Consider the following 20,362-nt stretch of genomic DNA (forward strand, 5'->3'; position numbering starts at 1 on the left):
GACCACCTCGGCGACGGCGTGCTGTTCGAGACTCGTCACGAGGGCCGCCACTACACGTGGCGACTCATCCACTCCGGCGATGGCGACGTGGCGGCGTTCTTCGACGCTCTCAAAGTCGCCGTCGGGGAGTGCGCCCAGATGGAGATGCTCCGCACAGCGGACACAACATCAGCTAGGGGAAGCGACGGAACACCAAGTGGATTGCCTCCAGCCCAAGAGGCTGCTCTCCAGGCCGCCGTCGAACACGGCTACTACGAATCACCCCGCGAGGTCGATGTTGGAGAACTCGCAGAGCATCTCGACGTGCCACGGTCAACACTCACCTACCGACTCCGTCGGGCGGAAGAACATTTGGCGAAGCAACATGTCGCCGGCGAGCGGGTAGCGGAAGAACGGCTGGCATCCCACTGAGGGCCGTAGTTGGAATATTCCAACAAAGACATATCGAACTCCCGCTCCTACCGTGACGTGATGACAGAGAATCCGGACGCAGCAGGAGGAACGAGCGGCGGCGGACAGCGACGTGAGCTGACCGCCCGCCTCGCCGTTCCCGAGATGGACTGTCCCTCTTGCGCCCAAAAGGTGAACAAGAGCCTCCAGCGTGTCGACGGCATTACTGACGTCACGCTCCAGCCGACCACCGGCACGGCCAACGTCACGTACGACCCTGATCGGACTAGCGAAGCCGACGTAGTCAAGGCGATTGAAGGCGCCGGCTACGAGGTCGTCGGGGGCTCGGACGCCGAGGGCGATGATGAGGACAACCAGGCGGCCGATGGCGTCGACATCGCGCCACCATCGGAGGTCTGGACGAGTCCTCGCGCGAAGAAGACGTGGCTCGGCGCGGCGTTCGTCACGCTCGGCCTCCTCTTTGAGTTCCTCCTCACCGGACAGAACGCCACGGTGGCGAGCGTCCTCGAGTACCCGCTCCACATCGCAGATGTCCTGTTCCTCGGCGCCGTCGCCGCCAGCGGCATCCCCGTCGTCCGTAGCGGGTACTACTCCGCGAAGAACCGAAGCCTCGACATCGACCTGCTGATGGGAACGGCGATCATCGCGGCGACCGGTATCGGCTACTTCGTCGAGGCGGCGACGCTGGCCGTCCTATTCAGCATCGCCGAGCTGCTCGAGGACTACGCGATGGACAGGGCACGGGACTCCCTGCGCGAGCTGATGGAACTCTCGCCCGACGAGGCGACCGTCCTTCGCGACGGTGAGGAAGTGACCGTTCCCGCCGAGGAGGTCGACGTTGGCGAGACCGTCGTCGTCCGCCCCGGCGACAAGATTCCGCTCGACGGAACGGTTATCGAAGGCGGGAGTGCAGTCGACCAGTCGCCGATCACGGGCGAGAGCGTCCCCGTCGACAAGCAGACGGGCGATGAGGTCTACGCCGGCGCGATCAACGAAGAGGGGTACCTCGAGGTAGAGGTCACCTCAACCGCTGGCGATTCGACGCTCTCGCGCATCATCGAGATGGTCCAGGGCGCACAGGCGAAGAAGACCGAGTCTGAGCAGTTCGTCGACCGCTTCTCCGGCTACTACACACCCCTCGTCGTCGTGCTGGCAATCCTGACCGCCGCAATCCCGCCGCTGGTCATCGCCGACCCCATCTCGGTCGACCTGGCCGGGTACGGGTTCACCTTCGCGAGCGACTGGCAGACGTGGTTCATCCGGGGGCTCACCCTGCTGGTGATCGCCTGTCCCTGTGCGTTCGTCATCTCGACGCCCGTCTCGGTGGTGTCGGGAATTACGAGCGCCGCGAAGAACGGCGTCCTGATCAAGGGCGGCAACTACCTCGAGGCGATGGGCGAAGTCGATGCCGTCGCGCTCGACAAGACGGGGACGCTCACGAAGGGCGAACTCGCCGTCACCGATGTCGTCCCGGTCGGTGACACCACGGAGGACGATCTGCTCCGTCGCGCCGCCGGACTGGAGCGTCGCAGTGAGCACCCCATCGCTGCGGCCATTCTCGCCCGTGCTGAGGAGACGGGCGTGGGTAATCTGCCCGATGCGACGAGTTTCGAGAGCCTCACGGGGAAGGGCATTCGGGGCGAGATCGACGGCAAGACGTACTATGCGGGCAAGCCCGCGCTCTTCGAGGAGCTGGGCTTCGACCTCGCTCGAGCACGCCGCGAGACGGACGGCGGCGTCGTAGCGGAAGAGTCGTCAGAGTCCGACGACGGGGCGTTTGCCGAGAATGCACTCTCCGCGCTGGAGCGGGAGGGCAAGACGGTCGTCATCGTCGGGACGGAGTCGGAACTGCTGGGTGCGATCGCCATCGCCGACGAGGTTCGCCCGGCCTCGAAGCGGGCTGTCGAACGCCTGCACGAGCTGGGCGTCGAGCGCGTGGTGATGCTGACCGGCGACAACGAGGGCACCGCCCGCGCCATCGCCGAGCAGGTCGGTGTCGATGAGTATCGCGCCGAACTCCTGCCCGACGAGAAGGTCGACGCAGTCGAAGAGTTACAGGCGGAGTACGGGGAGGTTGCGATGGTCGGCGACGGCATCAATGACGCCCCCGCGCTCGCCACTGCGGAGGTCGGCATCGCGATGGGCGCGGCGGGCACCGACACCGCCCTCGAAACGGCTGATATTGCGTTGATGGGCGACGACATCGGGAAACTCCCGTACCTGTACGATCTGTCGCATACGGCCAACGGTGTGATCCGGCAAAACATCTGGGCCAGCCTCGGCGTGAAGCTCCTACTCGCGCTAGGCGTGCCGCTGGGCCTGGTCAGCGTTGCGCTGGCAGTCGTTGTCGGAGATATGGGGATGAGCCTCGGCGTCACCGGGAACGCGATGCGGTTGTCCCGGATTGAGCCCGATCGAATCATCGACGCCTGATTCTGCGGCGGGAAGTGCGGGCAGGACGCTCTTTTTTCGGGACTTACCTCCGCTACATCGAGACAAGTTGTGGTTTGTCTGGGGCAGAAAGGACTGAGCCCCACCGTGGGCTCGTGATTTGATGCCCGAGAAACCAGACGACGATCCATTCCACGATTGCGAGTTAGATCCCGACGCAGTCCTCGGGACACGCACCTTCCACAATGTCCTGTTCACCGACGATACCGAGACGCCGGTAAACGTGCTCACCGGCGAGACGCCCGCACATTCGCAGGCGAGCGTCGAGGAAGCGAAGGCGTTCACTGCGAGTATCGACACGGACACACCACAAATCGCGCTCCCGGCCTCTGTCGAGACGCAGGTCGAGACTCAGAGCAAGCCCTACACTGCAGCTGCGTTCTTCCACTTCAAGGCGACGGGGTCGCTCGAACGACACCGTGCCTACCACGCCGCGTACGACTCGGATGCGTTCACCGTCGACTTCGAGACCGACTACGCGTCGGGCGATCTAACCATCACAGTCGACCGAGCGAACGAGTCCTAAGCATCGACCGCTAGATCAGGTTTTTTGAGCGCCGGCGATGGGTGCCGGCGCAGCAGGAGTGAGCGAGCAATCATTCCCGGTGCGTCGGCGCTTCGAGGTGTTCGAGATGCACATGGTGATTTACGCTCTGGTAGAAGAATCGACCCACGACGACGCACTGGCCACCGGAAAGACGGTGTTCGACCGCCTGGTCGGCGCGGACCCACACGCCGGCGCCGTCTTCGACTACCACGTGACTTTTGATGAGGAAGACACGTCCGTTGCGGGGAAGGCCCGATGGGGTAATCTCCCGACCGCGGCCCCCGTCGACTCCGATGACGGCCAAGACCTGCTTGAGCGTGGCTGGGAGGCGACGAAAGAGGAGTTCGAGCGCAACCTCGACCGGGTGAGGGAGGCACTTGACGAACTTTCCGATGAGGAGATCATGCGCGACGAAAATCTCGCTCGGCACGCCTTCCACCAGGTCGGCGCCTACGACGGGCCAACGATCTTCCTGTACAACGAATATGCGAACGGTATCCGTCACCGTGAGCAGCTGGATCGAGTGCTGGAGGAGAGCGAGGAGCTCTGGATCGTGCCCGCCGACGTCCACTTCTAACAGATGTCTCGGATCACAAATTGGAAGCGCGAGAGCCGCACGCCCACACTCGCATACCGGAATACCGAGACCGGCGCTCGAGCGGTCTTACACCGAGCACCGGATTCGTACCGCTACAAGTGGCGTGGCGCAATCCTCGTCGACGGCTACCCGGTGTGGTCGCGGGGGTACGAGACGAAGGACGCGAAATCGTTCCGTGACGATCTCCGGAAACGGCCAGCGCCCGAACTGAGTTGTCCCGAGTGTCCGAACAGCGATGTGGTAATCGGCGGAAAAGCGGCTGACGGCGCGAAGGTTCAGCGTTGGTTCGAGTGTCGGAGCTGTGGGTACGAAGCATCCTCGCAAATCGTGTACGGCGCCGAGCGCTGATTGATAAGGGCGCATCTGCGGTGACGTTTATTTTGGGCCGGGATGGGTGGCCCGCCTCAATCGGGCCAGATTCACAGATGAGTCTGGAAGTCATCGACCGTCACAGCGAAGCACTGTTCGAGTTCCTCTGGTGTCCCGTCTGCGGGCACCAGGTATTCAGTCACATTCCGTTCGAAGGTGTGTTCTGCAAGAACTGCAACACGCAGGTCGAACTCCAAGAATCCCGAGAGACACGCGGCTACGAGGAGGCCGTCCTCGCCTGCTTCGACACCCACTCAACGTGGAACCTCCACGTCGACGAGAAGCTCCGTCGTGATCTTCCGGATGGATCGGCGCGGGTGAAGGTCCTCGGTGCTCCAGGCGACTATGAAGTCGACTGGTGGAGTCCGAAACCAGATGAGGACTGGGAGCCGGTCGAACGTGGTGAGTTCGACGACATCGAGGAACCTTCGGAGGTCTCTCATTTGGCTTAGCGAAGCACTGGTGCAAACCTAAAACCGAGTCACAGAGAGTACTCGCATCGATTAAGTACTCGGTCCTACCATCTGTCTATGAAGTTGATGTTTACTCGAGATGATCTCCCTCGTAATGACCGTCTTTCTAATCCGATCACAGTCCTCGTTCGAGAGGTCTCGCCCTCCAGCAGTAACAAACTCGATTTTGAAGTTACAGTCGAGGATGCAGAGGGACATACAATCTCTCTTAAAATCTGGTCGACGCATTCTCTCTCCCTTTCGCTTACTGAAGGTCACCGGTACGAACTGGAAGACGTCCGAGGAAGGTACTGGTCACAGGGTGGAAGTCGACACTACCAGCTCGACAGTACGAAGGATCTGACAGTAACTGAACTCGGCCCGGACGATGACACCGCAACGCGTCTCTTGATTGTCGGCGACACACACGTCGGTTATCGGCATCGTCGCCGTGATAAGAAAGCAAAAGGTGCTAAAGATCTCGACGCTCGTAACCGCTTCCAAGCGGTAATGGATCAGGCCAATACCCTAGACGCTGATGCCATTGTCCACGCCGGGGACATTTTCGATCACGTTGCCATCGGGGCAGACCGGTCCTTTGTGATAGACGCTCTCAACTCAGAGCTCAATATTCCGTTCTACTACATCTACGGGAACCACGATGAGCCTGCTAGCCGTCGAACAGTTGATGGAGCAACTAATGATACGTCAGAGATTGAGCGTCTCTCGAAGAATGGAGAATCAGTAGGGGGAACAGACGTTACGCTATTCGGGATCGACTACAGTCACGATAGCTTCCCGGGCGAATCGCTCGAAGCCTCGGTTCAATCAGTACTTTCAAACGCGAATGTATTGGTCGTCCACGATACTCCATACCCTGTCCGGAATGAAAACGGGTACCACATACATCAAAAGAGGGGAGCAGATTTTCGGAAGGCTATTGAACAAACCTCCGTTGAAATTGATCTCATCGTCTCCGGACACATGCACGTCGGTCAACAGGGCACGCTTGATGAGTTCCAAACGCCCGTCCTTGTTACCGGAGCACCAGCACCAATCAATAGCGGGAAAGAAGACAACAACCCGTCAACGTGGCTCCTCCGTGTGACTGAGAGCGGCATTGACGGCATCACACGACACCCTCTCTGAGAACTGGTTGTTGTTGCGCCGGCGGTGTTTGATGTCGACACGAAGTCAACTCCGATTCGTCCAACGAGGCGACCAGGATGACGAACCAAACGATTCGGACCGGGTCGCACAGGTATACCGACGCTCGGACGGCTACCCGACGAGCGTCCTGCAGGATCTCATCCGGCTGAAGGAACTGCTCGATGCGACCCACGCCGAGAGAGGACCGTCCTACACGGCAGCAGCGTTCGTGTTCCTCGACAAGCTCTCGAGGCTCCACCGGCGAGGCCTTCGAGCGAGCCACTTGGCAGTTCCACAGCCCCTAGAGCACGCGCTCGAAGAGCTGGTCGCTAAGCCGGCGTGAGAACGCGACCGGTCTAAATGATGCCGCCGATGACGAGCAGGCCGACGACGAGCAACAGCGTCGCGACCACGCTCCCTCCAGCGAGTAACTTGTTCTCCATCGCCTTCTCGTGGAGTGGCATTGCGGCGTACTCCTCGCGGAACGCTTCGAGGTTCTCCTCGTCGTAGAAGTACTTCGTCTTCAGCGCGAACCGTTCGGTGACCGCACAACCAGTACAAACCGGCTCGTCTTCCAACCGTTCCGTTTTGGTGTGACTGTTGCAGCCGATGGCCCCGCAGTTCGGACAGTAGGTGTACGTCTCATCGACGCCGCTCGTGTCACAGTGGACGCACCGATGGATGCCGTCCTCGTCTGTTACTCTGGACGGCCCTGCCGCGTAGTACTCGTAGGGGTAGGTGTACTCCTGGAGTTCCGTCGTCTGTCGAACCTCGGGGAGGTACACCGGTTCGATCGACTGGACGGAGATGTCCGAGCGGTTCGGCTCGCAGGTCTTGTTGTAGGTGACATTGTTGTCGCCGGTGTAGGTCACCGTCGTCGTGTGGTGCTGCTGGAGCCGCTCGACGGCCCACTCCTTGTACTCGGTCTGCGTCTGGCCGAACCGGTTCTCCTCGACGTCGTCGAACACCTCCGCGAACTGCTCCGAGTCGAGGTCGACCGTCGCGTGGAGGTTCTCGGTGACCAGCGTCGCGACGTCCTCGTCGACGACCTGCGGCTGCCCGCGTTCGGCGTGGGCAACGAATCGCGTCCGGTCGTTAATCCGGTGGATGACGCCCACCGACGTTTCGAAGACGGCGTTCGTGTCCGCGGTGACCGCGACCACCGGGCGGAACGTCACCGATGAGTGCGGGTCTGGGAGGTCGGCGGCCTCGATGTTCTCGACGTCGCGGAACGCCTCTTCGACGGGTGCGTCGACGTCGGCGGCCGGGTCGTACGGGCGGAGCGTCTCGTCGCAGAGAATCTCGATGCGACCGTTGTAGAGGTCGAGGCCGATCTCGTCGGCGATCTCCCGGAGATCCTCGCCGTCGAGCAACTCGATTGGGTGCGGGTCGTCGTTCTGCTGGAGGCGGTCGGCGTACTCCTGAGCAGGGTTCGTGAACCGGCCGGTCGTGACGACCATCCCGCGTTTCGGACCGTCGAAGTCGAACGTCGCGATCGCCGAGTGGAGCTTCTGGACGACCGGGCGCCCGACCGTCCCCGTGTGCTTGCACTCCACGATGATCGCGCGCCGGGTGCCGTCGACGACCTCCTCCATAATGACGTCGCGCCCCTCGTCAGCCGTGCGGTCGGCCTGGCGGACGTTCTCGTAGCCGAGGTTCCGGAACACGTCCTCCATCACGTCCTCGAACTCGAACCCCGAGAGATCGTCCAGTACAGCCATCCTCAATTATGTGGACAGTACGTTGCAACTGCCAAATACGTTGCCGAACGCTACGCCGTCCTGTTTGTTGAACCCCTGAGAGGGGTGCGGGGGTGATCGAACGAGCCTCCCGCGAACCAACCTATGAGTGGAATCAGCGACCCACACTCACACGTACAGTCACGGACCTCGGCTGATCCCGACGTCATCTACGTCGGTTACCGTCGTCGAGGCCGCGCCATCGTCGAGGAGCAATCGGACCAACAACAGCTCACGCCAGAGCGGAGTCTCGAGCTGGCTAATCACAGTCCTTCGGGCTTCGAATGGGGATATGGTGGCAGCGGGCCAGCCCAACTCGCACTCGCCCTCCTGCTCGATTACACTGATGATGAGGAGTTGGCGCTTGCGGAGTACAAGGCGTTCAAGACCGAAGTGGTGAGCCAGCTAGAGTGTACAGGACCTGACGGCTGCTGGCGACTCACCGGACGCGAGATAGATGCAGCCCTTCGTGAGATAGTCGACGATCCAGTCGCACCGTCCGTCAACTAACGACCACAGAGAGCAATCAATGTCAGAACACACCCAGCAGCCTCGTACGGACGCAGAATCGCCGCAGAACCGTGAGCGTCAGGCACCAACCGAGTACGTCGAGCGAAGCGATGTCGGCGTCTCACTCACCGTCAAACTTACTCGCGGTACTGGCACCCGCGATCAAGACAAGATCACGGCCAAAGTGAAGGGTAAGACGCTCGAAGACGCCCGCGAGGATATGGAAATCCTCCGCGAGTATATCCACAACCTCGCTGAGGACACTCGCCAGATCCAGCCAGACGACCCACACGAATAGTACTTCTTTTGACTATTGCACAGAATTGTGTAACCAAAGGATGTACGAAGTATGCGGTGAGAAGGAACTCAAGGTCATCCTCGCGCTTGACCCGGGCGATTCCATCTCAGGCGTCGCGCGGAAAATCGACGAGAACCGGGAGACGATCCGTCGCGTCGTGAATCGCCTCGAGGAGGCGGGATACGTCGCGTACGATGATGGGCTTCATCTCATCGATCAGACGCTCCGAGACGCCGGTCTCGAGTTCCTGACAGCGTCAGCAAACATCTCGCCACCGTCGATCTCAGAAGCCTATGTCCTCCCGCAGTTCGCGGGGATGGAGTATACATACACTGGCATCGATGCGGTCTACGTCTGGACCCGCGGTGGCTACCAGGTCGCTCGCGACCCAGAGGACTATCCGCTGTTCATCGCCGTCCACGAATCCGAACTCGACGCCTGGGCGGAGTTCTTCGATCGGTTCGGAATACCGACTGCAGAGGATCGCCAGCCCGCTGACGACCTCGATGGTTCGATACAGGTGGTCCTCCAGTCGGAGGCACAGATCGAGGCCGAGATGGTCGACGGACGGCCCGCTATCTCCCTCCAAGAAACCGTAGCGTTCGCAAACGAGCACTACGCACACTTCCAGTCAGCCCTCGACATGCTCGACCGTATGTACGACGAGGTCGACACTGACGCGAACTACCGTCCCAGCTGACTTGGAGTTCTGACAAGAAGTTCTTTGACTGGGAGTGGCCTGGCCGCTGTTTGTTGTCGCCTTGAGAGAGCGGAGGCGAACAAAAATGAGCGATTCGTTGAATTCATCCGTCGAATCAGACGGTCTCACACCGGAACAGCGTCTCGAACCGCCAAATACCCGACTCATCAATGCTGGTATCGCGACGATTCACGACATGGAGACGCTCCGAGCCTGCGTTGCCTACGAGAACGCGAATCAGCAGCGCATCCAGATTCTTCGCCAGCTCAAAGATCGGGCCAGCGAAATCCGCGCACAGGGCGATTGCAATAGTTGACCGCGGGGTCAAATGAGCGATATGCCCGAGGTCGCCCATATCCCGGAGGGGATATGATAGCGTATCAGATTTCCACGCGGTAAAGAACCCAGATAACGATGACTCGTAGGTGATCGAGCCGCTTGGCTACCAATAATCAGGTCTACGCTGATTTCGACACTCAGTAAACCGATTACCGAGCAGAATATGTAGAAACCAAACCCGAGTTCTACGCTATCTAACAAGAATCGGTCTAAAGGAAGAGTGACGCGGCGGTAATGTTATACCTTAAAATCCTTTTTTCTATCTACAATGAGACAAGGGGTCGAGCTGGTGGATGAAGATATTTCATCATTTGAACCGAAGCAGGCAGTCAAATTCTTTCGTGATCTAATCTGGGCTTCTGCGCCCGATGCGGGAATTCAATCGGAGACCCACGTGAATCTAAATATCTACACGTCAGATGGTGGAATTGACGCTGAGGCAGAAAATGAATTTGAGGTAGAAGTGACCACTGCTGACAAAACAAATCTAATTCCGGAGGGAAGAACCGGATACCAAATAAAAACTGGCAGCAAGCATCAACATCAGATTGTCAAAATGAATTGTTGAATAGTGATGGTCAGATTAAATCATATGTGAAGGATGTCGTGTCTTCTGGTGGGAATTATGTATTCGTCACGTTCTCTCAACTGACCTCTGAAGAGAGGGATGAACGCATCTCGGCGATTGAAAACCAGCTCAGTGAGAAGGGCTATGACAAGGGTAATGTGCAGCTTTTCGCCACCAACCAATTGGTCGAATTTGCCAATCAGTTCCCCGGCCTCATTTTCAAATACACTTCTATTGAGGGGGGCGGTATTGATATTGGGACTTGGTCTGAACGGAGATCTAATCGAGTTCCAGAAACCTTTGTCGAAACCGATGATCGAAGAGAAGCCAAGGAGAAGCTAAGATCCCTTCTCAAAAGAACAGATGAGTTTGAAGACATTGACAAGTGCCCAGTTTGCAGAGTCCGAGGAACCTCTGGGTTGGGGAAAACCCGCTTAGTATACGAGTCTGTAAATCACGAACAATTTTCGAATCGGGTTATCTACGAAGACGCAGATGACTTTGAAGGATGCGAGTTAGCGACGACCCTGGAGATGGATGAGAGTCGGCAAGCAATCATTATCCTCGATAACTGTTCAAGAGAACAGCACCGGGCCTTCAACAATAGGTACGGTTCCTACGATCGATTGGCATTGATCACAATCTCGACTGACCGAAGCAAGGTCGCTTCTGATCTTACTTTGACGATTGATCGGTTGCAAAAGGATGATTTGAGAGAGATTTTAGGAAATGAGTATCCAGAGGTACCAAGCCACACCGTGGACCGCTTCGCAACAATTGCGGACGGGTACCCTGAGATGGCATTGCTTTTAGCGGAGCGGTACACCAGAGATGATACGGAAGAGAGCGTCGTTGAAGTCTCTGATTCGACGATCTTTGACCGTCTACTGGTGGGGGACGAGCAAGATGCGCCTGAGCTCAGAGCTGTAAAGCGGATCTTGACGCCCTTTGCATTCTTTGACCGGATTAATTGGTCAGATAACGAGAGCCATCGAGAGTGGATTGTCCGAGCGTTTAATCTGAAATCTGATTACTCCGATGAGGTCATTTCTGAAGTTGTTCAGTATGAGAAGAATCGGGGTGTGCTAAGCGGTGACGACGTACTCTCGCTGCGAACGATTCCATTGGCAACCTACCTGATGGGATCTGCGCTTGAAAGGGATGCTTCGATTCTTGATTCAATATTCCATGAGAGTTGTCCACCGAGGCTGTTGTGGAGCTTTGCTGAGAGAATTCCCTATGCCAACACCATAGACCAAGCGGTGGAGTGGTCCACAATAACACTCCTCAGAACAGAGTGGTTTGGGAGCTCTGGATTCAAAGCGAACATTGGGCCAGTCTTCCGAGGTCTTGCCGAAGTAACTCCGGGAGAAGCTTTAGAGATACTAGAGAGGTTCTTGGGACCGATGGAGCGTGAAGAATTGGAGAATATTGGGGGACGGAGACCTATCCTGGAAAGCCTGCGTCGGATTGCGGTTTGGGAGACGCACTTCTTTGGTGCAGCTCTACTCCTCAAGAAGTTGGCCGAGGCTGAGAATGATGACAAATTTGTAAACAACTCCACAGGATTGTTCGCGGATTTATTTTCGCCACACTATGGCCCATACGCTCCAACCGAGGTTGCTCCAATGGATCGATACCCACTTTTGGAGGATTTGCTAACTTCAAGGGACTCCGAAAAACACAGGGTGGGATTAGAGGCAGCCGAGCAAATATTGTCAATTAGAGGCAGTAGGGGTGGTGGAATACCCCACCGACAAGGTGCCAAGCCAGCACCAGACTTGTGGGTGCCCGAAAATAATGAACAGAGAATCGAATATTTTAGAGAAGTATGGAAGCTAGTAGAAAGGAACCTCGGACGGTTCCAAGAAAAGCACTTTGAGAAGGCACTAGATATTCTCTTGAACAATTGCCGGAAGCTGGCTGAGAGCGAGGACCTCACACCCATTATTCAGGATACGTTTCGTAATTTGCTGGACCACAAGGACGTGGACGCGAACGACGTGATCTCCGCCACAAGTGGGATTGTCCATTATGACGCAGATGAATATCCGATGGAGCTCCGCGAATCTTGGGAGGAGTTCGAAAAGGAGATCACAAACCGCGATTTCCACACGAAGCTTAAACGATACGTAGCAGGCTATAACTTGGTAGATCGTTCTGAAGAGCGTGAAGAAATAACCGAGAGGAGGATTGCCTCTCTTGCCGAGGAGATCACGGAAAATCCGGCTCTCATCACCGATGAGTTAGAATGGATGCACGAAGCCTCTTCTGAAAATACAGGAGATCTTGGTCGGGAACTGGCAAAGCGAGACAACGATCTCGAACTTATTGACATCCTCCTATCCGGTTTACATTCGGTCGAGCCAGATGCCTCGTGTAGGCTATTTGGAAGCTACCTATACGAAGTGGTAGATTCCTGTGAGGAAGCCCCCAAGAACGTTTTTGATCGAATGATAGATGATCAACATCTCATCAACTTCTTCCCCTTCTTAGTTCGCAGAGCAGACCCATCGGACGAAGCAGCTGAACTGATTTTAGATACTGTCCAAAATGGTGATATTCCACTCCGTAAGATCAGCCAGATCGAGACTATTGCGCGAAGTGGAGAATTATCTGAGGAAATGTTCTTAGAGATCGGGTCTTACTTGATCGATAAAGATTCAGGTGAAGCAGTTGCGATATTGGTCAATTTGGCGGAAGACTTCTATAGGCGGGATGATGCTCCGAGTATCAATGAAGATTTAATTATACAGGCACTTACTCACCCCAGTCTCGTCAATAAGGAATCTGAGGTGGCCGTGGGCGGGCACTGGATCGAGTGGGAACAATTAGCAGAAATGACAATTAAACAAGATATAACTAACGGATATGACATCGCTGGTCCAATCATTGGTTCATTGGGAACGAAGGGAAGCATCGCCGGAATCCGAGAGATCCTCGACATCGTCTTACGACCATTATTGGAAGAAGATCCGGAGAAGGCCTGGGAGCTGGTTGTGGATGGATTCGACACCGACTCCAGCCGAGTTAGAATAGAAGCTTGGTTAGCGGGAACTGGAATAGATTCAGATGATCCTGCTATTCTGTTAGTTCCTGAATCTGTCTTATGGGATTGGGTTGATGTGAACCCGGAAGAACGTGGTCCACAACTAGCACGTTGTATGCCACCAATGGAACACGACGGATGGTGGAATTTAGCTCACGAAATACTCATTCGTTATGGGGATATCGATGACGTTGTTGAGGATTTGAACGCCATAGAACAAGGTGGAAGGTGGGGGAATGACATATTCCGAAATCGTCGAGATAAACTACAGCGATTGCGTTCGAAATCTTCGGACCAAAACGTTCGCCGATGGATATCCCAGAAAATTCGTGAGGTTGAGCGATTTCTATAACCATTCCGGGTACCTTCTGTGATGCTAATCCAGCTCGATAACCGATGAGGGACATCCACGATGCTGTATTTCGCCATGTATGCTGCACGCCAATTTTTTCAGAGTTGGAGTAGATCCCGAGTTTGGCTTTCCTCCCCGAACACCATCGTGATGCACTCATGCTCTCTATTCAGCACCGTCGTGAGATCTATTAATTGAGGCCTTCCAACAAGGCCGAATTGCTATAGTCTGAACTATAATAGTCTGAATTCTAACTTTGAAGCGACGCTGAGGGGCTAATAGCCGGTGGTGGTTTTTCGACCCCCAGCAGGGGCGCGGGGAATCCGAACGCCCGCATGCAACCGATGGAGATGAATTCGACTACCGACCCACGAGCAGTCGTACAGGATGCGAGTGAGCGATGGCAGGCGAGTGCAGACTGCGTTGAGTACGTCGGAATGCGTGTCGACGGAACGCCAGTGGTCCTGAACCTCACCGCACACGAACGCCTCTCCCCAAATCGAAGTCTCGGTCTCGTGCGGCATAGCCCGGCGGGATTCGACTGGGGCTATACGGGAAGCGGACCGGCACAGCTCGCCTGTGCGCTCCTCCTCGATTACACCGACAACGAAACCGTCGCCCAGCAACACTACATCCAGTTCCGCAACGACGTGGTCAGTCAGCTGGTGTGTGATGGCCCGGCCGACTGCTGGCACCTCACCGGGGAGGATATCGAGGCGGCACTCGCCGAATTCGAAGAGTACCGAGCACTCACGCCAGATGGTGGGACGCCGTCATCGTCACTACCGGCGAATTGGAGTGCGGTGAGCCGGACAGACCGGACAGTCTTCCAACGTCGGGATATCGACCACTACGTCGTCCTCGCCGAAGGGAACGAGGAGTGGTTGATCATACTTTGCGCGCAGGGCGACCGGGCGTATCCCGCCCCGCTTGACCATCGAACACTTCCGGTCGAGAACGACCCTGCCTCAGCTGTTCAGGCACTCGTCGCTGAGAGTAACGACCTCGTCGAGCCAGAGGAGGACAACTGATGGAGAAATTCCGACTTTCGCGAGCAACGTACCAGCTCATCGAACGCGCTGTCACGGCGCTGGAGTGCATCGGCCGAGAACTCGAGCGATACAACGACCGGCACGAGCGAACAGCTGGGAAAGACACAGACGAGACGAATCCCAGCGAATCATGACTGGCAAAGCGACGCTTGATGACTTCGAGACCGAGAATTCAGCCGGTGAGTCTCGCTCGCTCACACTGGAAGAGCGACTCCTCACCCCAATTTCCCCGTCCATCGGTCTGCGAGTGATTGTCGGGCGCGGCGATCCGCTCTATCTCCAAAATCGGGGAACAGAACGGTATCTCTTCCATGACAATCATAACCGGTGGTTCATCCTTCAACCCTCAGCGAAGGACTCAGAGGACACGTTCGTCCGGTGGGTGTATCTCCCAGCAGACCGGCCCGAACGGCTAGCGCAGTCGGCGCTTCGTCGACGGACAGTGATCGGCTATGATTATGTTCAGCGGTCGGCTGCACCAGATCCAGTCAGGTCGACGGTGACGGCGATGTTCGTCACAGAACGCTGGCCCGAGACCACCTACGAATGTGGGTCGTGCGAGGCGTTGTTCGACACGGCACAAGAGCACGCCCTGCACTGCTGGGACGCTCATCCGTGGGTACCGAATCCTGAACAGGTGCGCCGTAGGCGGAGAGATTGAAGGACAGAAGGGACAATAATCGATGCGGCGATGTTATTTCTTTGCCCTACACCTATATTGAAAGAGATAAGAGTTGGTAATATGGCGACAAGGATGGCCACCCGGCTCGAGAACTTCTTCGAGCAACGAACTGACAGGAATCTCCGGAGTATCGTGAAATACGAGGAAGACACGTACGAAATCGTCCATCTCAGGGATGACGTCGCTGAGCAATATACGACAGATGAGCTCGAATCTGCAATTGACGAGTCCCGAATGGAGTCGTTAACGGCACCAATCTACGAAAACACCTTCTCAGAAGACCACGGACAGCTCACGTGCCTGGTTCAGTGCTTCGAGAACGTTATCGAGATGAATTTCGTTCTCGAAGACGGGATTGGAGCCGCCGTCGCTCTTGATGCGGAAGCAATGTCCGATGCCCACGGACTTGTCGCTGAAGCAAGGCGGATCGTCCTCGAAGAACGAGAGTAGTCGCCGACAATAGGCCATCCAGCTGCATTTTTGAGTGGTTCTTCGTGCCTACCAGCGGCCGCTAATTAACCAACAAGTCCCAGATCCAAGAGAGAGTGTTGGTTAGCGTGTGTTGTTTTTGCGCCCGGGAGAGGGGTGCAGGGCGACCGAATTCGCCCTCGCACGGTCGTAATTCATGTCGCTCGAAATCAACTCCAGCAGCAGCACTGAACGCGACATCGCCGCTGCCAGACAAGCCGACGTCGTGGCGTTCCTTCATCGAGCGCCGTTCGCTCTGGATGCGCATCAGCTCGGATTCTTGCCCGGGTTCCGAGAAGACTGTGGGTACCAGCAGACCCAGTATCAGGACCTGAACATCCCCGTCGGGATGTTGGATAACGACTTTCTGAATCCCGATCTGGATTGGTACATCGCCCGATTTTTCGAATACGAACCCAAGGTTGGCGTGATCGGAGATGTGTACGAGGGAGACGACGTCAACGAGTACGTAGCCGCTGCCCGCGAAATTCAGGCGAGTTACCCCGATGCCGAACTCGTCATCGTTCCAAAATACCGCGAAGTGATCGACACGATCCCGAACGACCTCGTGCTCGGCTACTCGCGGGGGTACGCCGACCGGTTGGCGCACGAGTTCTCCGAGCCGACCGACTGGCGTGGCCGCCGTGTTCACATCTTGGGGGGCAGCCCACCGAAACAGTGGGACGTCATCCAGCAGTTGACCCGTCCGACACTCACGGACGACCCTCCGGCCGACATCGTCGGCCTCGATTGGAACGGGCTGCATCGCGGCGCGCAGTTCGGGGAGTTCTGGACAGCTGACGGCTGGGACGACAGTGGTCGTGACGCCTCCCACGTCACAGTTCGGAAGACAGTCCGACACAGTCTCGCCCGCATCAAGGCCTTCTGGCAGGTCCAAGGTGTTTGGCCCGAATCGACACCACAGGACGACTCCTTCGAGATCGAGTATGAGGGGCCATCGCCGGGGGATCTCGATGGTGCTGCGTGTACCGAATGCGAAGCCAACGTCTGGATGACTCAGCGCGGTCCATTCATTGCCGAATACGATACTGGGGCTCTCTGTGGCTACTGCAGCTACGACTGCTACTTCGCCCACCGCCATAGAAATAACCTTGAGGAAGTCGCCGGCGAGCAGAGCGTCTACCTCCCGCCGGCGTGACGCAGCGAGCTGTTTTTCGCGCCCTCCAGAGAGAGCGAGGGCTCGATCCAGAGAGTCCTCAGAGATGGTGATTTTCTGTGAGTCAACAACAGCGTCCGAACGATGTCTCGATTGACGACATTCCAGTCGACGTATCGAACACCCAATCAGGCGAGGTCGATCCCGCTGAGGTACCCGAGGAGATCCGGTCGATCACTCGTGGACTCGCGAGCGAGCAGCCGCCGACGAATCCGCTCGTCGTCCTGAAGGCCGCCCGCTGGTGGTATATACATGGCAAGGGCGGAACCGATCCTGCGTTCCAGTGGGCCATCGAGTGGGCACGACACCTCGCGGCGGACACGCCGAGCGATGTCGACCAGTTCGACGCGTTCCTCGAGTATCTCGTCACGGTCGGCTTCGCTGACGAGAAGACAGCGCTTCGATAACCGATCCCCCATTCACACTGCGGGGTGTTTGACCGGGGACTATCTCGAACAGAAACGAGTCTGACCGCAACCTGTTCAGATAGAATAACATTCACTTAGAATTGGTAGCACACAACGTCTTCTCCACCACAGGTCGGACACGTTTCGGCGTCTTCGGAAAGGGTCGTTCCGCAGTGTCGGCACTCATACAGGGTAGACGGGCTGGACGTGCGAGTCCCAACGACCCCGCGGAGCGTTTCGACGAGACCCATTCTCCCGGTGATTGTGTCGCACTGGTTGTTAATCCCAGCCTCCGATAGCAACCCCGACATAAACCCCGCAGTCGCGCCGTCGTTTATTGTGCGCCCCCGAGGGGTGCGGCGCGTCCTGACCTGACGCAGCGCCGTCGTACTCGACGTGATGCAATCCATGTTGACTTCCAGTGAGACGTCGGTCTCGTTCGAGGAAACCGACACACGGAACAACGAGATGCACAGCACCATCGAAGACTGGATCGACGAGCTCGTCGTTGATGTCGACGAGGCGAAAGCCAGCCAGCAATTCCAGGAGTGGCTCGACGTTCAGTCCCGGTTCCATGACTACTCACATCGCAACACACTCCTGATCAAGCTCCAGTGTCCCGAGGCGACCCGCGTTGCGGGCTACAATACCTGGCGAAATGAGTTCGACCGGCACGTCCAAGAAGGTGAACAGGCGATCTGGATCTGGGCACCCATTATTACGAAGCAGTGCCCAGAGTGCGAGAATTCACCGAGTTACCACGAGCAAAGCGACTGTGACTACGACGAGACATCGCCCGAGGAGTGGTCGAAAGGACTGGTTGGATTCAAACCAACGGCAGTCTTCGATGTGTCTCAAACCGAGGGCGAACCGCTCCCCGAGCTGGAAACCGAGGCCACAGGTGACGCCGACGACCTGGTGCCAGCACTCCTCGATGCGGCAACTACTCTCGATATCGACGTCCGTGTCGTCGACGCTGCCGAGTGGGAGCATGGCGACGCGAAAGGCGTCTGCAAACACCGGACTCTCCACGAGGGCCAGCCCGTCGTCGAAGCGAAAGCCCGCTCAAATCAGGCCGATCTCGCGGTGACGCTGATTCACGAGTATGCCCACGCGCTGCTCCATTTCGAGGGCGACGACGAGCCCGAGCGCGCAAAACGCGAGGTCGAAGCGGAAGCCGTTGCGTACATCGTCGGACGGTATTTCAACCTGGATACGAGCGGGTCAGCGTTCTATCTTGCCGCGTGGCAGGACGACGATGCGGAGAGCATTCAGGAGCGTCTCGGGCGGATCAGTTCGACCGCTCAGGAGATCATCGACACAGTTGTAGAGGGCTGAACACCCCCTCCCCGGCTGTTAACCAACGCCTTGGGGTACTAGCCCACTCTGTTGGTTAATTTGTTCGGCATCCCGACCCCGTGTGTTTCGATCGGTCCCGAGACATACCCATCGACAGTCGATGTTATCGTTCAGAATCGATTCGGCGCTGCTGGTCACGAAGGAACTCAACGACGGCATCGATATCCTGCTCGGGAACCGTTTGCTGTTCGAAGACCCCTTTGAATGCATCTGCGAAATCCTCCGACGTGAGGCGGTTGAGGACAGTCTCGATGCGACCAGCGAGCTTCTCGGACTCCCCGCGATGCAGATGAGTCGCGATCCGGTCGAAATCCGCGCCAGCAGCCAGCACCACCAGATCCCGGGAGTCTGCCTTGCGGCCACTGTGAAGTTTCACGGCAAACAGCAACTCCCGTTCCGGAATCCTGGCTGTTACCGGGCGCCCGGTTCGCAGTTCCTCGGTGACAGAGTGCTGGGCCAGATAGCGATACGACCACTCAGCTTCCGTCTGGCGACAGCCCAGCGCGTCGACCATCGCGTCGAACTGAACCGGATTCCCGATGTCTTTCGTAAACCGGATAGTCCGGCCCTCGTAGAGTTCGTTTCGCTCGACATCGGCCGTTTTCTCGTAGCCGCGGTCGGTGAGAAGGTCCGTGTAGTCGTCGACCGCTTGGGACGGAATGACGACGTCGACGTCCGTGGTGAAGCGTTGATTGAACGCCGCGATCGCCCACCCACCGACGAGCACGTACGGCAGGTCAGCGTCAATGACTGCCTCCAGCGTATCCAGTAGTTCGTCTTCGCGTTCACCGAGGCTCATGCATTGAGACGCGGATCCTCGTGGGACGCGTCGATATCGCGGTCGTACTCGTCGGCGATCATCTCCAACGCCGGCTCGTAGTTCACCCGGTACTCCAACATGTGCTCGATTGCCTCATCCAACGGAATAACCGGATTGCCGTCAACCCACTCGCGAGTGATCTCCTCACTCGTCGGGAACAACACGTACGAGACGGCCGCGTCGGAGTCGGTCGCGTCCGGCCGCTCTTCGATCCGGCTCGGAATCCCGAACTCATCAAAGAACGCTGTCCACCGTTCGACGTCCTGGTCGGCGACCTGGATGAAGATCGGATAATCGTCGTGGCCGCGAGCGATCTGATAGCCGCCGTGGGTCCAGACGTAGACGCCGTCGATTTTCGTGTACGCAAAGGGCATCCCGGCGAAGTGTGGAATGACGTAGCCGTCGTCGATCGAAGGGGGAACAGCGCGAGAGATGGCCGCGACGAGGTCGTAGTAGCGATCCCTGACAGCGTAATTCTCGATGTAGATGCCGTCCTCACGCCGGATGAAGCCTGCGTCCTCCAACCGCTCGATCCAGTCGTAGACCCACGAGTAGGAGCCGTCGATCTTCTGGGCGATTCGCCGGATCGAGTCACCCGGCCGGGCCGCGACCATGATCTTCGCCGCGGTCTCGTCGACGTACTCCATCATCGTTAGTTATCGGTATCGCATCTAACGGTATTAGTCTTGTCCCCCGTATTCCCTATGACGTTATCGCTATACAGATATACTATTCTTAGCTCCGGTAGTCCGATCCGGCTCAGCATTCGAGCAGAGAAGGGTTAACCAACAGAAGATACGATTGATCGGTATTTGTTGGTTAAGTTTTTCAGCGCCCGCCGAGGGGCGGAGGCGCACTTCCGTCT

At 57.4% G+C, this 20,362-nt stretch carries 23 protein-coding genes and 1 pseudogene; 21 read left to right on the forward strand and 3 right to left on the reverse strand.

Going from position 1 to position 20,362, the window contains the following annotated elements; translation table 11 throughout:
* The 8 genes and pseudogenes from GJ633_RS02340 to GJ633_RS02375 all read left to right on the forward strand — a co-directional run.
* Positions 1-411 (forward strand): helix-turn-helix domain-containing protein (locus tag GJ633_RS02340; protein ID WP_197431194.1); only part of this gene is annotated, 411 nt, incomplete at its 5' end.
* A gap of 60 nt (positions 412-471) precedes the next feature.
* Entirely contained in the window at positions 472-2,844 is a 2,373-nt protein-coding gene (locus tag GJ633_RS02345) for a cation-translocating P-type ATPase (protein WP_197075896.1), read from the forward strand.
* A gap of 121 nt (positions 2,845-2,965) precedes the next feature.
* A complete protein-coding gene (locus tag GJ633_RS02350) occupies positions 2,966-3,388 on the forward strand; it encodes a hypothetical protein (protein ID WP_156586797.1) in 423 nt (140 codons plus the stop codon).
* Positions 3,389-3,494: 106 nt separating this feature from the next.
* The gene (locus GJ633_RS02355) at positions 3,495-3,986 is read left to right on the forward strand and encodes a hypothetical protein (RefSeq protein ID WP_156586843.1); all 492 of its coding nucleotides are present in this window, start codon (positions 3,495-3,497) and stop codon (positions 3,984-3,986) included.
* Between the two features lie 3 nt (positions 3,987-3,989).
* Entirely contained in the window at positions 3,990-4,355 is a 366-nt protein-coding gene (locus GJ633_RS02360) for a hypothetical protein (RefSeq protein ID WP_156586799.1), read from the forward strand.
* A 77-nt stretch (positions 4,356-4,432) separates the two neighbouring features.
* A complete protein-coding gene (locus tag GJ633_RS02365; RefSeq protein WP_156586801.1) occupies positions 4,433-4,828 on the forward strand; it encodes a hypothetical protein in 396 nt (131 codons plus the stop codon).
* A 78-nt stretch (positions 4,829-4,906) separates the two neighbouring features.
* The gene (locus GJ633_RS02370) at positions 4,907-5,977 is read left to right on the forward strand and encodes an exonuclease SbcCD subunit D (RefSeq protein WP_156586803.1); all 1,071 of its coding nucleotides are present in this window, start codon (positions 4,907-4,909) and stop codon (positions 5,975-5,977) included.
* Between the two features lie 31 nt (positions 5,978-6,008).
* A pseudogene (locus GJ633_RS02375) lies at positions 6,009-6,227 on the forward strand (hypothetical protein); the annotation flags it as partial.
* A gap of 106 nt (positions 6,228-6,333) precedes the next feature.
* Here GJ633_RS02375 and GJ633_RS02380 read toward each other — a convergent pair.
* Complete coding sequence (locus GJ633_RS02380) at positions 6,334-7,698, reverse strand: restriction endonuclease (protein ID WP_156586807.1); 1,365 nt, start codon at positions 7,696-7,698, stop codon at positions 6,334-6,336.
* A 123-nt stretch (positions 7,699-7,821) separates the two neighbouring features.
* On the opposite strand from GJ633_RS02380, the gene GJ633_RS02385 reads away from it, so the two are divergent.
* From GJ633_RS02385 to GJ633_RS02445, 13 genes are all read left to right on the forward strand, one after another.
* Complete coding sequence (locus GJ633_RS02385) at positions 7,822-8,226, forward strand: DUF6166 domain-containing protein (RefSeq protein ID WP_156586809.1); 405 nt, start codon at positions 7,822-7,824, stop codon at positions 8,224-8,226.
* A 19-nt stretch (positions 8,227-8,245) separates the two neighbouring features.
* A complete protein-coding gene (locus GJ633_RS02390) occupies positions 8,246-8,524 on the forward strand; it encodes a hypothetical protein (protein ID WP_156586811.1) in 279 nt (92 codons plus the stop codon).
* Between the two features lie 40 nt (positions 8,525-8,564).
* A complete protein-coding gene (locus GJ633_RS02395; protein ID WP_156586813.1) occupies positions 8,565-9,224 on the forward strand; it encodes a helix-turn-helix domain-containing protein in 660 nt (219 codons plus the stop codon).
* Positions 9,225-9,309: 85 nt separating this feature from the next.
* Positions 9,310-9,540, forward strand: coding sequence for a hypothetical protein (locus GJ633_RS17575; RefSeq protein WP_156586815.1), 231 nt, complete (start codon positions 9,310-9,312; stop codon positions 9,538-9,540).
* Positions 9,541-9,831: 291 nt separating this feature from the next.
* Positions 9,832-10,131: a hypothetical protein gene (locus GJ633_RS02405; RefSeq protein ID WP_156586817.1), complete on the forward strand. Its 300-nt coding sequence runs from the start codon at positions 9,832-9,834 to the stop codon at positions 10,129-10,131.
* Between the two features lie 26 nt (positions 10,132-10,157).
* Positions 10,158-13,532 carry a hypothetical protein gene (locus GJ633_RS02410; RefSeq protein WP_156586819.1) on the forward strand — a complete coding sequence of 1,125 codons (3,375 nt, stop codon included), beginning with the start codon at positions 10,158-10,160 and terminating at the stop codon, positions 13,530-13,532.
* A 344-nt stretch (positions 13,533-13,876) separates the two neighbouring features.
* Positions 13,877-14,563, forward strand: a complete 687-nt coding sequence (locus tag GJ633_RS02415) for a DUF6166 domain-containing protein (protein WP_156586845.1) — start codon at positions 13,877-13,879, stop codon at positions 14,561-14,563.
* A complete protein-coding gene (locus tag GJ633_RS16925) occupies positions 14,563-14,718 on the forward strand; it encodes a hypothetical protein (protein ID WP_177213401.1) in 156 nt (51 codons plus the stop codon). Before GJ633_RS02415 ends, GJ633_RS16925 begins: the two co-directional genes overlap by 1 nt.
* A complete protein-coding gene (locus tag GJ633_RS18415; RefSeq protein WP_156586821.1) occupies positions 14,715-15,245 on the forward strand; it encodes a hypothetical protein in 531 nt (176 codons plus the stop codon). Before GJ633_RS16925 ends, GJ633_RS18415 begins: the two co-directional genes overlap by 4 nt.
* An 81-nt stretch (positions 15,246-15,326) precedes the next feature.
* Complete coding sequence (locus GJ633_RS02425; RefSeq protein WP_156586823.1) at positions 15,327-15,716, forward strand: hypothetical protein; 390 nt, start codon at positions 15,327-15,329, stop codon at positions 15,714-15,716.
* A 175-nt stretch (positions 15,717-15,891) separates the two neighbouring features.
* On the forward strand, positions 15,892-16,893 hold the full coding sequence (locus GJ633_RS02430; RefSeq protein WP_156586825.1) for a DUF6610 family protein: 1,002 nt from the start codon (positions 15,892-15,894) through the stop codon (positions 16,891-16,893).
* A 77-nt stretch (positions 16,894-16,970) separates the two neighbouring features.
* Positions 16,971-17,318 carry a hypothetical protein gene (locus GJ633_RS02435; protein WP_042661830.1) on the forward strand — a complete coding sequence of 116 codons (348 nt, stop codon included), beginning with the start codon at positions 16,971-16,973 and terminating at the stop codon, positions 17,316-17,318.
* Between the two features lie 408 nt (positions 17,319-17,726).
* Positions 17,727-18,656: an ArdC-like ssDNA-binding domain-containing protein gene (locus GJ633_RS02445; RefSeq protein WP_156586827.1), complete on the forward strand. Its 930-nt coding sequence runs from the start codon at positions 17,727-17,729 to the stop codon at positions 18,654-18,656.
* A 124-nt stretch (positions 18,657-18,780) separates the two neighbouring features.
* On the opposite strand, the gene GJ633_RS02450 is transcribed toward GJ633_RS02445, so the two are convergent.
* Together GJ633_RS02450 and GJ633_RS02455 are read right to left on the reverse strand one after the other, a co-directional pair.
* On the reverse strand, positions 18,781-19,476 hold the full coding sequence (locus GJ633_RS02450) for a nucleotidyltransferase domain-containing protein (RefSeq protein ID WP_156586830.1): 696 nt from the start codon (positions 19,474-19,476) through the stop codon (positions 18,781-18,783).
* Positions 19,473-20,144: a helix-turn-helix domain-containing protein gene (locus tag GJ633_RS02455; protein WP_156586832.1), complete on the reverse strand. Its 672-nt coding sequence runs from the start codon at positions 20,142-20,144 to the stop codon at positions 19,473-19,475. The genes GJ633_RS02450 and GJ633_RS02455 overlap by 4 nt, the downstream gene beginning before the upstream one ends.
* Between the last annotated feature and the right edge of the window lie 218 nt (positions 20,145-20,362).

It is taken from the genome of Halorubrum sp. CBA1125 (genome assembly GCF_009742825.1).
In the GTDB taxonomy this organism is placed as follows: domain Archaea; phylum Halobacteriota; class Halobacteria; order Halobacteriales; family Haloferacaceae; genus Halorubrum.

Excerpts from the sequence above, each read along its gene's own strand:
- GJ633_RS02345 (WP_197075896.1), top strand. The coding sequence starts at position 472 with ATGACAGAGAATCCGGACGCAGCAGGAGGAACGAGCGGCGGCGGACAG.
- GJ633_RS02350 (WP_156586797.1), top strand. The coding sequence starts at position 2,966 with ATGCCCGAGAAACCAGACGACGATCCATTCCACGATTGCGAGTTAGAT.
- GJ633_RS02355 (WP_156586843.1), top strand. The coding sequence starts at position 3,495 with ATGCACATGGTGATTTACGCTCTGGTAGAAGAATCGACCCACGACGAC.
- GJ633_RS02360 (WP_156586799.1), top strand. The coding sequence starts at position 3,990 with ATGTCTCGGATCACAAATTGGAAGCGCGAGAGCCGCACGCCCACACTC.
- GJ633_RS02365 (WP_156586801.1), top strand. The coding sequence starts at position 4,433 with ATGAGTCTGGAAGTCATCGACCGTCACAGCGAAGCACTGTTCGAGTTC.
- GJ633_RS02370 (WP_156586803.1), top strand. The coding sequence starts at position 4,907 with ATGAAGTTGATGTTTACTCGAGATGATCTCCCTCGTAATGACCGTCTT.
- GJ633_RS02380 (WP_156586807.1), bottom strand. The coding sequence starts at position 7,698 with ATGGCTGTACTGGACGATCTCTCGGGGTTCGAGTTCGAGGACGTGATG.
- GJ633_RS02385 (WP_156586809.1), top strand. The coding sequence starts at position 7,822 with ATGAGTGGAATCAGCGACCCACACTCACACGTACAGTCACGGACCTCG.
- GJ633_RS02390 (WP_156586811.1), top strand. The coding sequence starts at position 8,246 with ATGTCAGAACACACCCAGCAGCCTCGTACGGACGCAGAATCGCCGCAG.
- GJ633_RS02395 (WP_156586813.1), top strand. The coding sequence starts at position 8,565 with ATGTACGAAGTATGCGGTGAGAAGGAACTCAAGGTCATCCTCGCGCTT.
- GJ633_RS17575 (WP_156586815.1), top strand. The coding sequence starts at position 9,310 with ATGAGCGATTCGTTGAATTCATCCGTCGAATCAGACGGTCTCACACCG.
- GJ633_RS02405 (WP_156586817.1), top strand. The coding sequence starts at position 9,832 with ATGAGACAAGGGGTCGAGCTGGTGGATGAAGATATTTCATCATTTGAA.
- GJ633_RS02415 (WP_156586845.1), top strand. The coding sequence starts at position 13,877 with ATGGAGATGAATTCGACTACCGACCCACGAGCAGTCGTACAGGATGCG.
- GJ633_RS16925 (WP_177213401.1), top strand. The coding sequence starts at position 14,563 with ATGGAGAAATTCCGACTTTCGCGAGCAACGTACCAGCTCATCGAACGC.
- GJ633_RS18415 (WP_156586821.1), top strand. The coding sequence starts at position 14,715 with ATGACTGGCAAAGCGACGCTTGATGACTTCGAGACCGAGAATTCAGCC.
- GJ633_RS02425 (WP_156586823.1), top strand. The coding sequence starts at position 15,327 with ATGGCGACAAGGATGGCCACCCGGCTCGAGAACTTCTTCGAGCAACGA.
- GJ633_RS02430 (WP_156586825.1), top strand. The coding sequence starts at position 15,892 with ATGTCGCTCGAAATCAACTCCAGCAGCAGCACTGAACGCGACATCGCC.
- GJ633_RS02445 (WP_156586827.1), top strand. The coding sequence starts at position 17,727 with ATGTTGACTTCCAGTGAGACGTCGGTCTCGTTCGAGGAAACCGACACA.
- GJ633_RS02450 (WP_156586830.1), bottom strand. The coding sequence starts at position 19,476 with ATGAGCCTCGGTGAACGCGAAGACGAACTACTGGATACGCTGGAGGCA.
- GJ633_RS02455 (WP_156586832.1), bottom strand. The coding sequence starts at position 20,144 with ATGGAGTACGTCGACGAGACCGCGGCGAAGATCATGGTCGCGGCCCGG.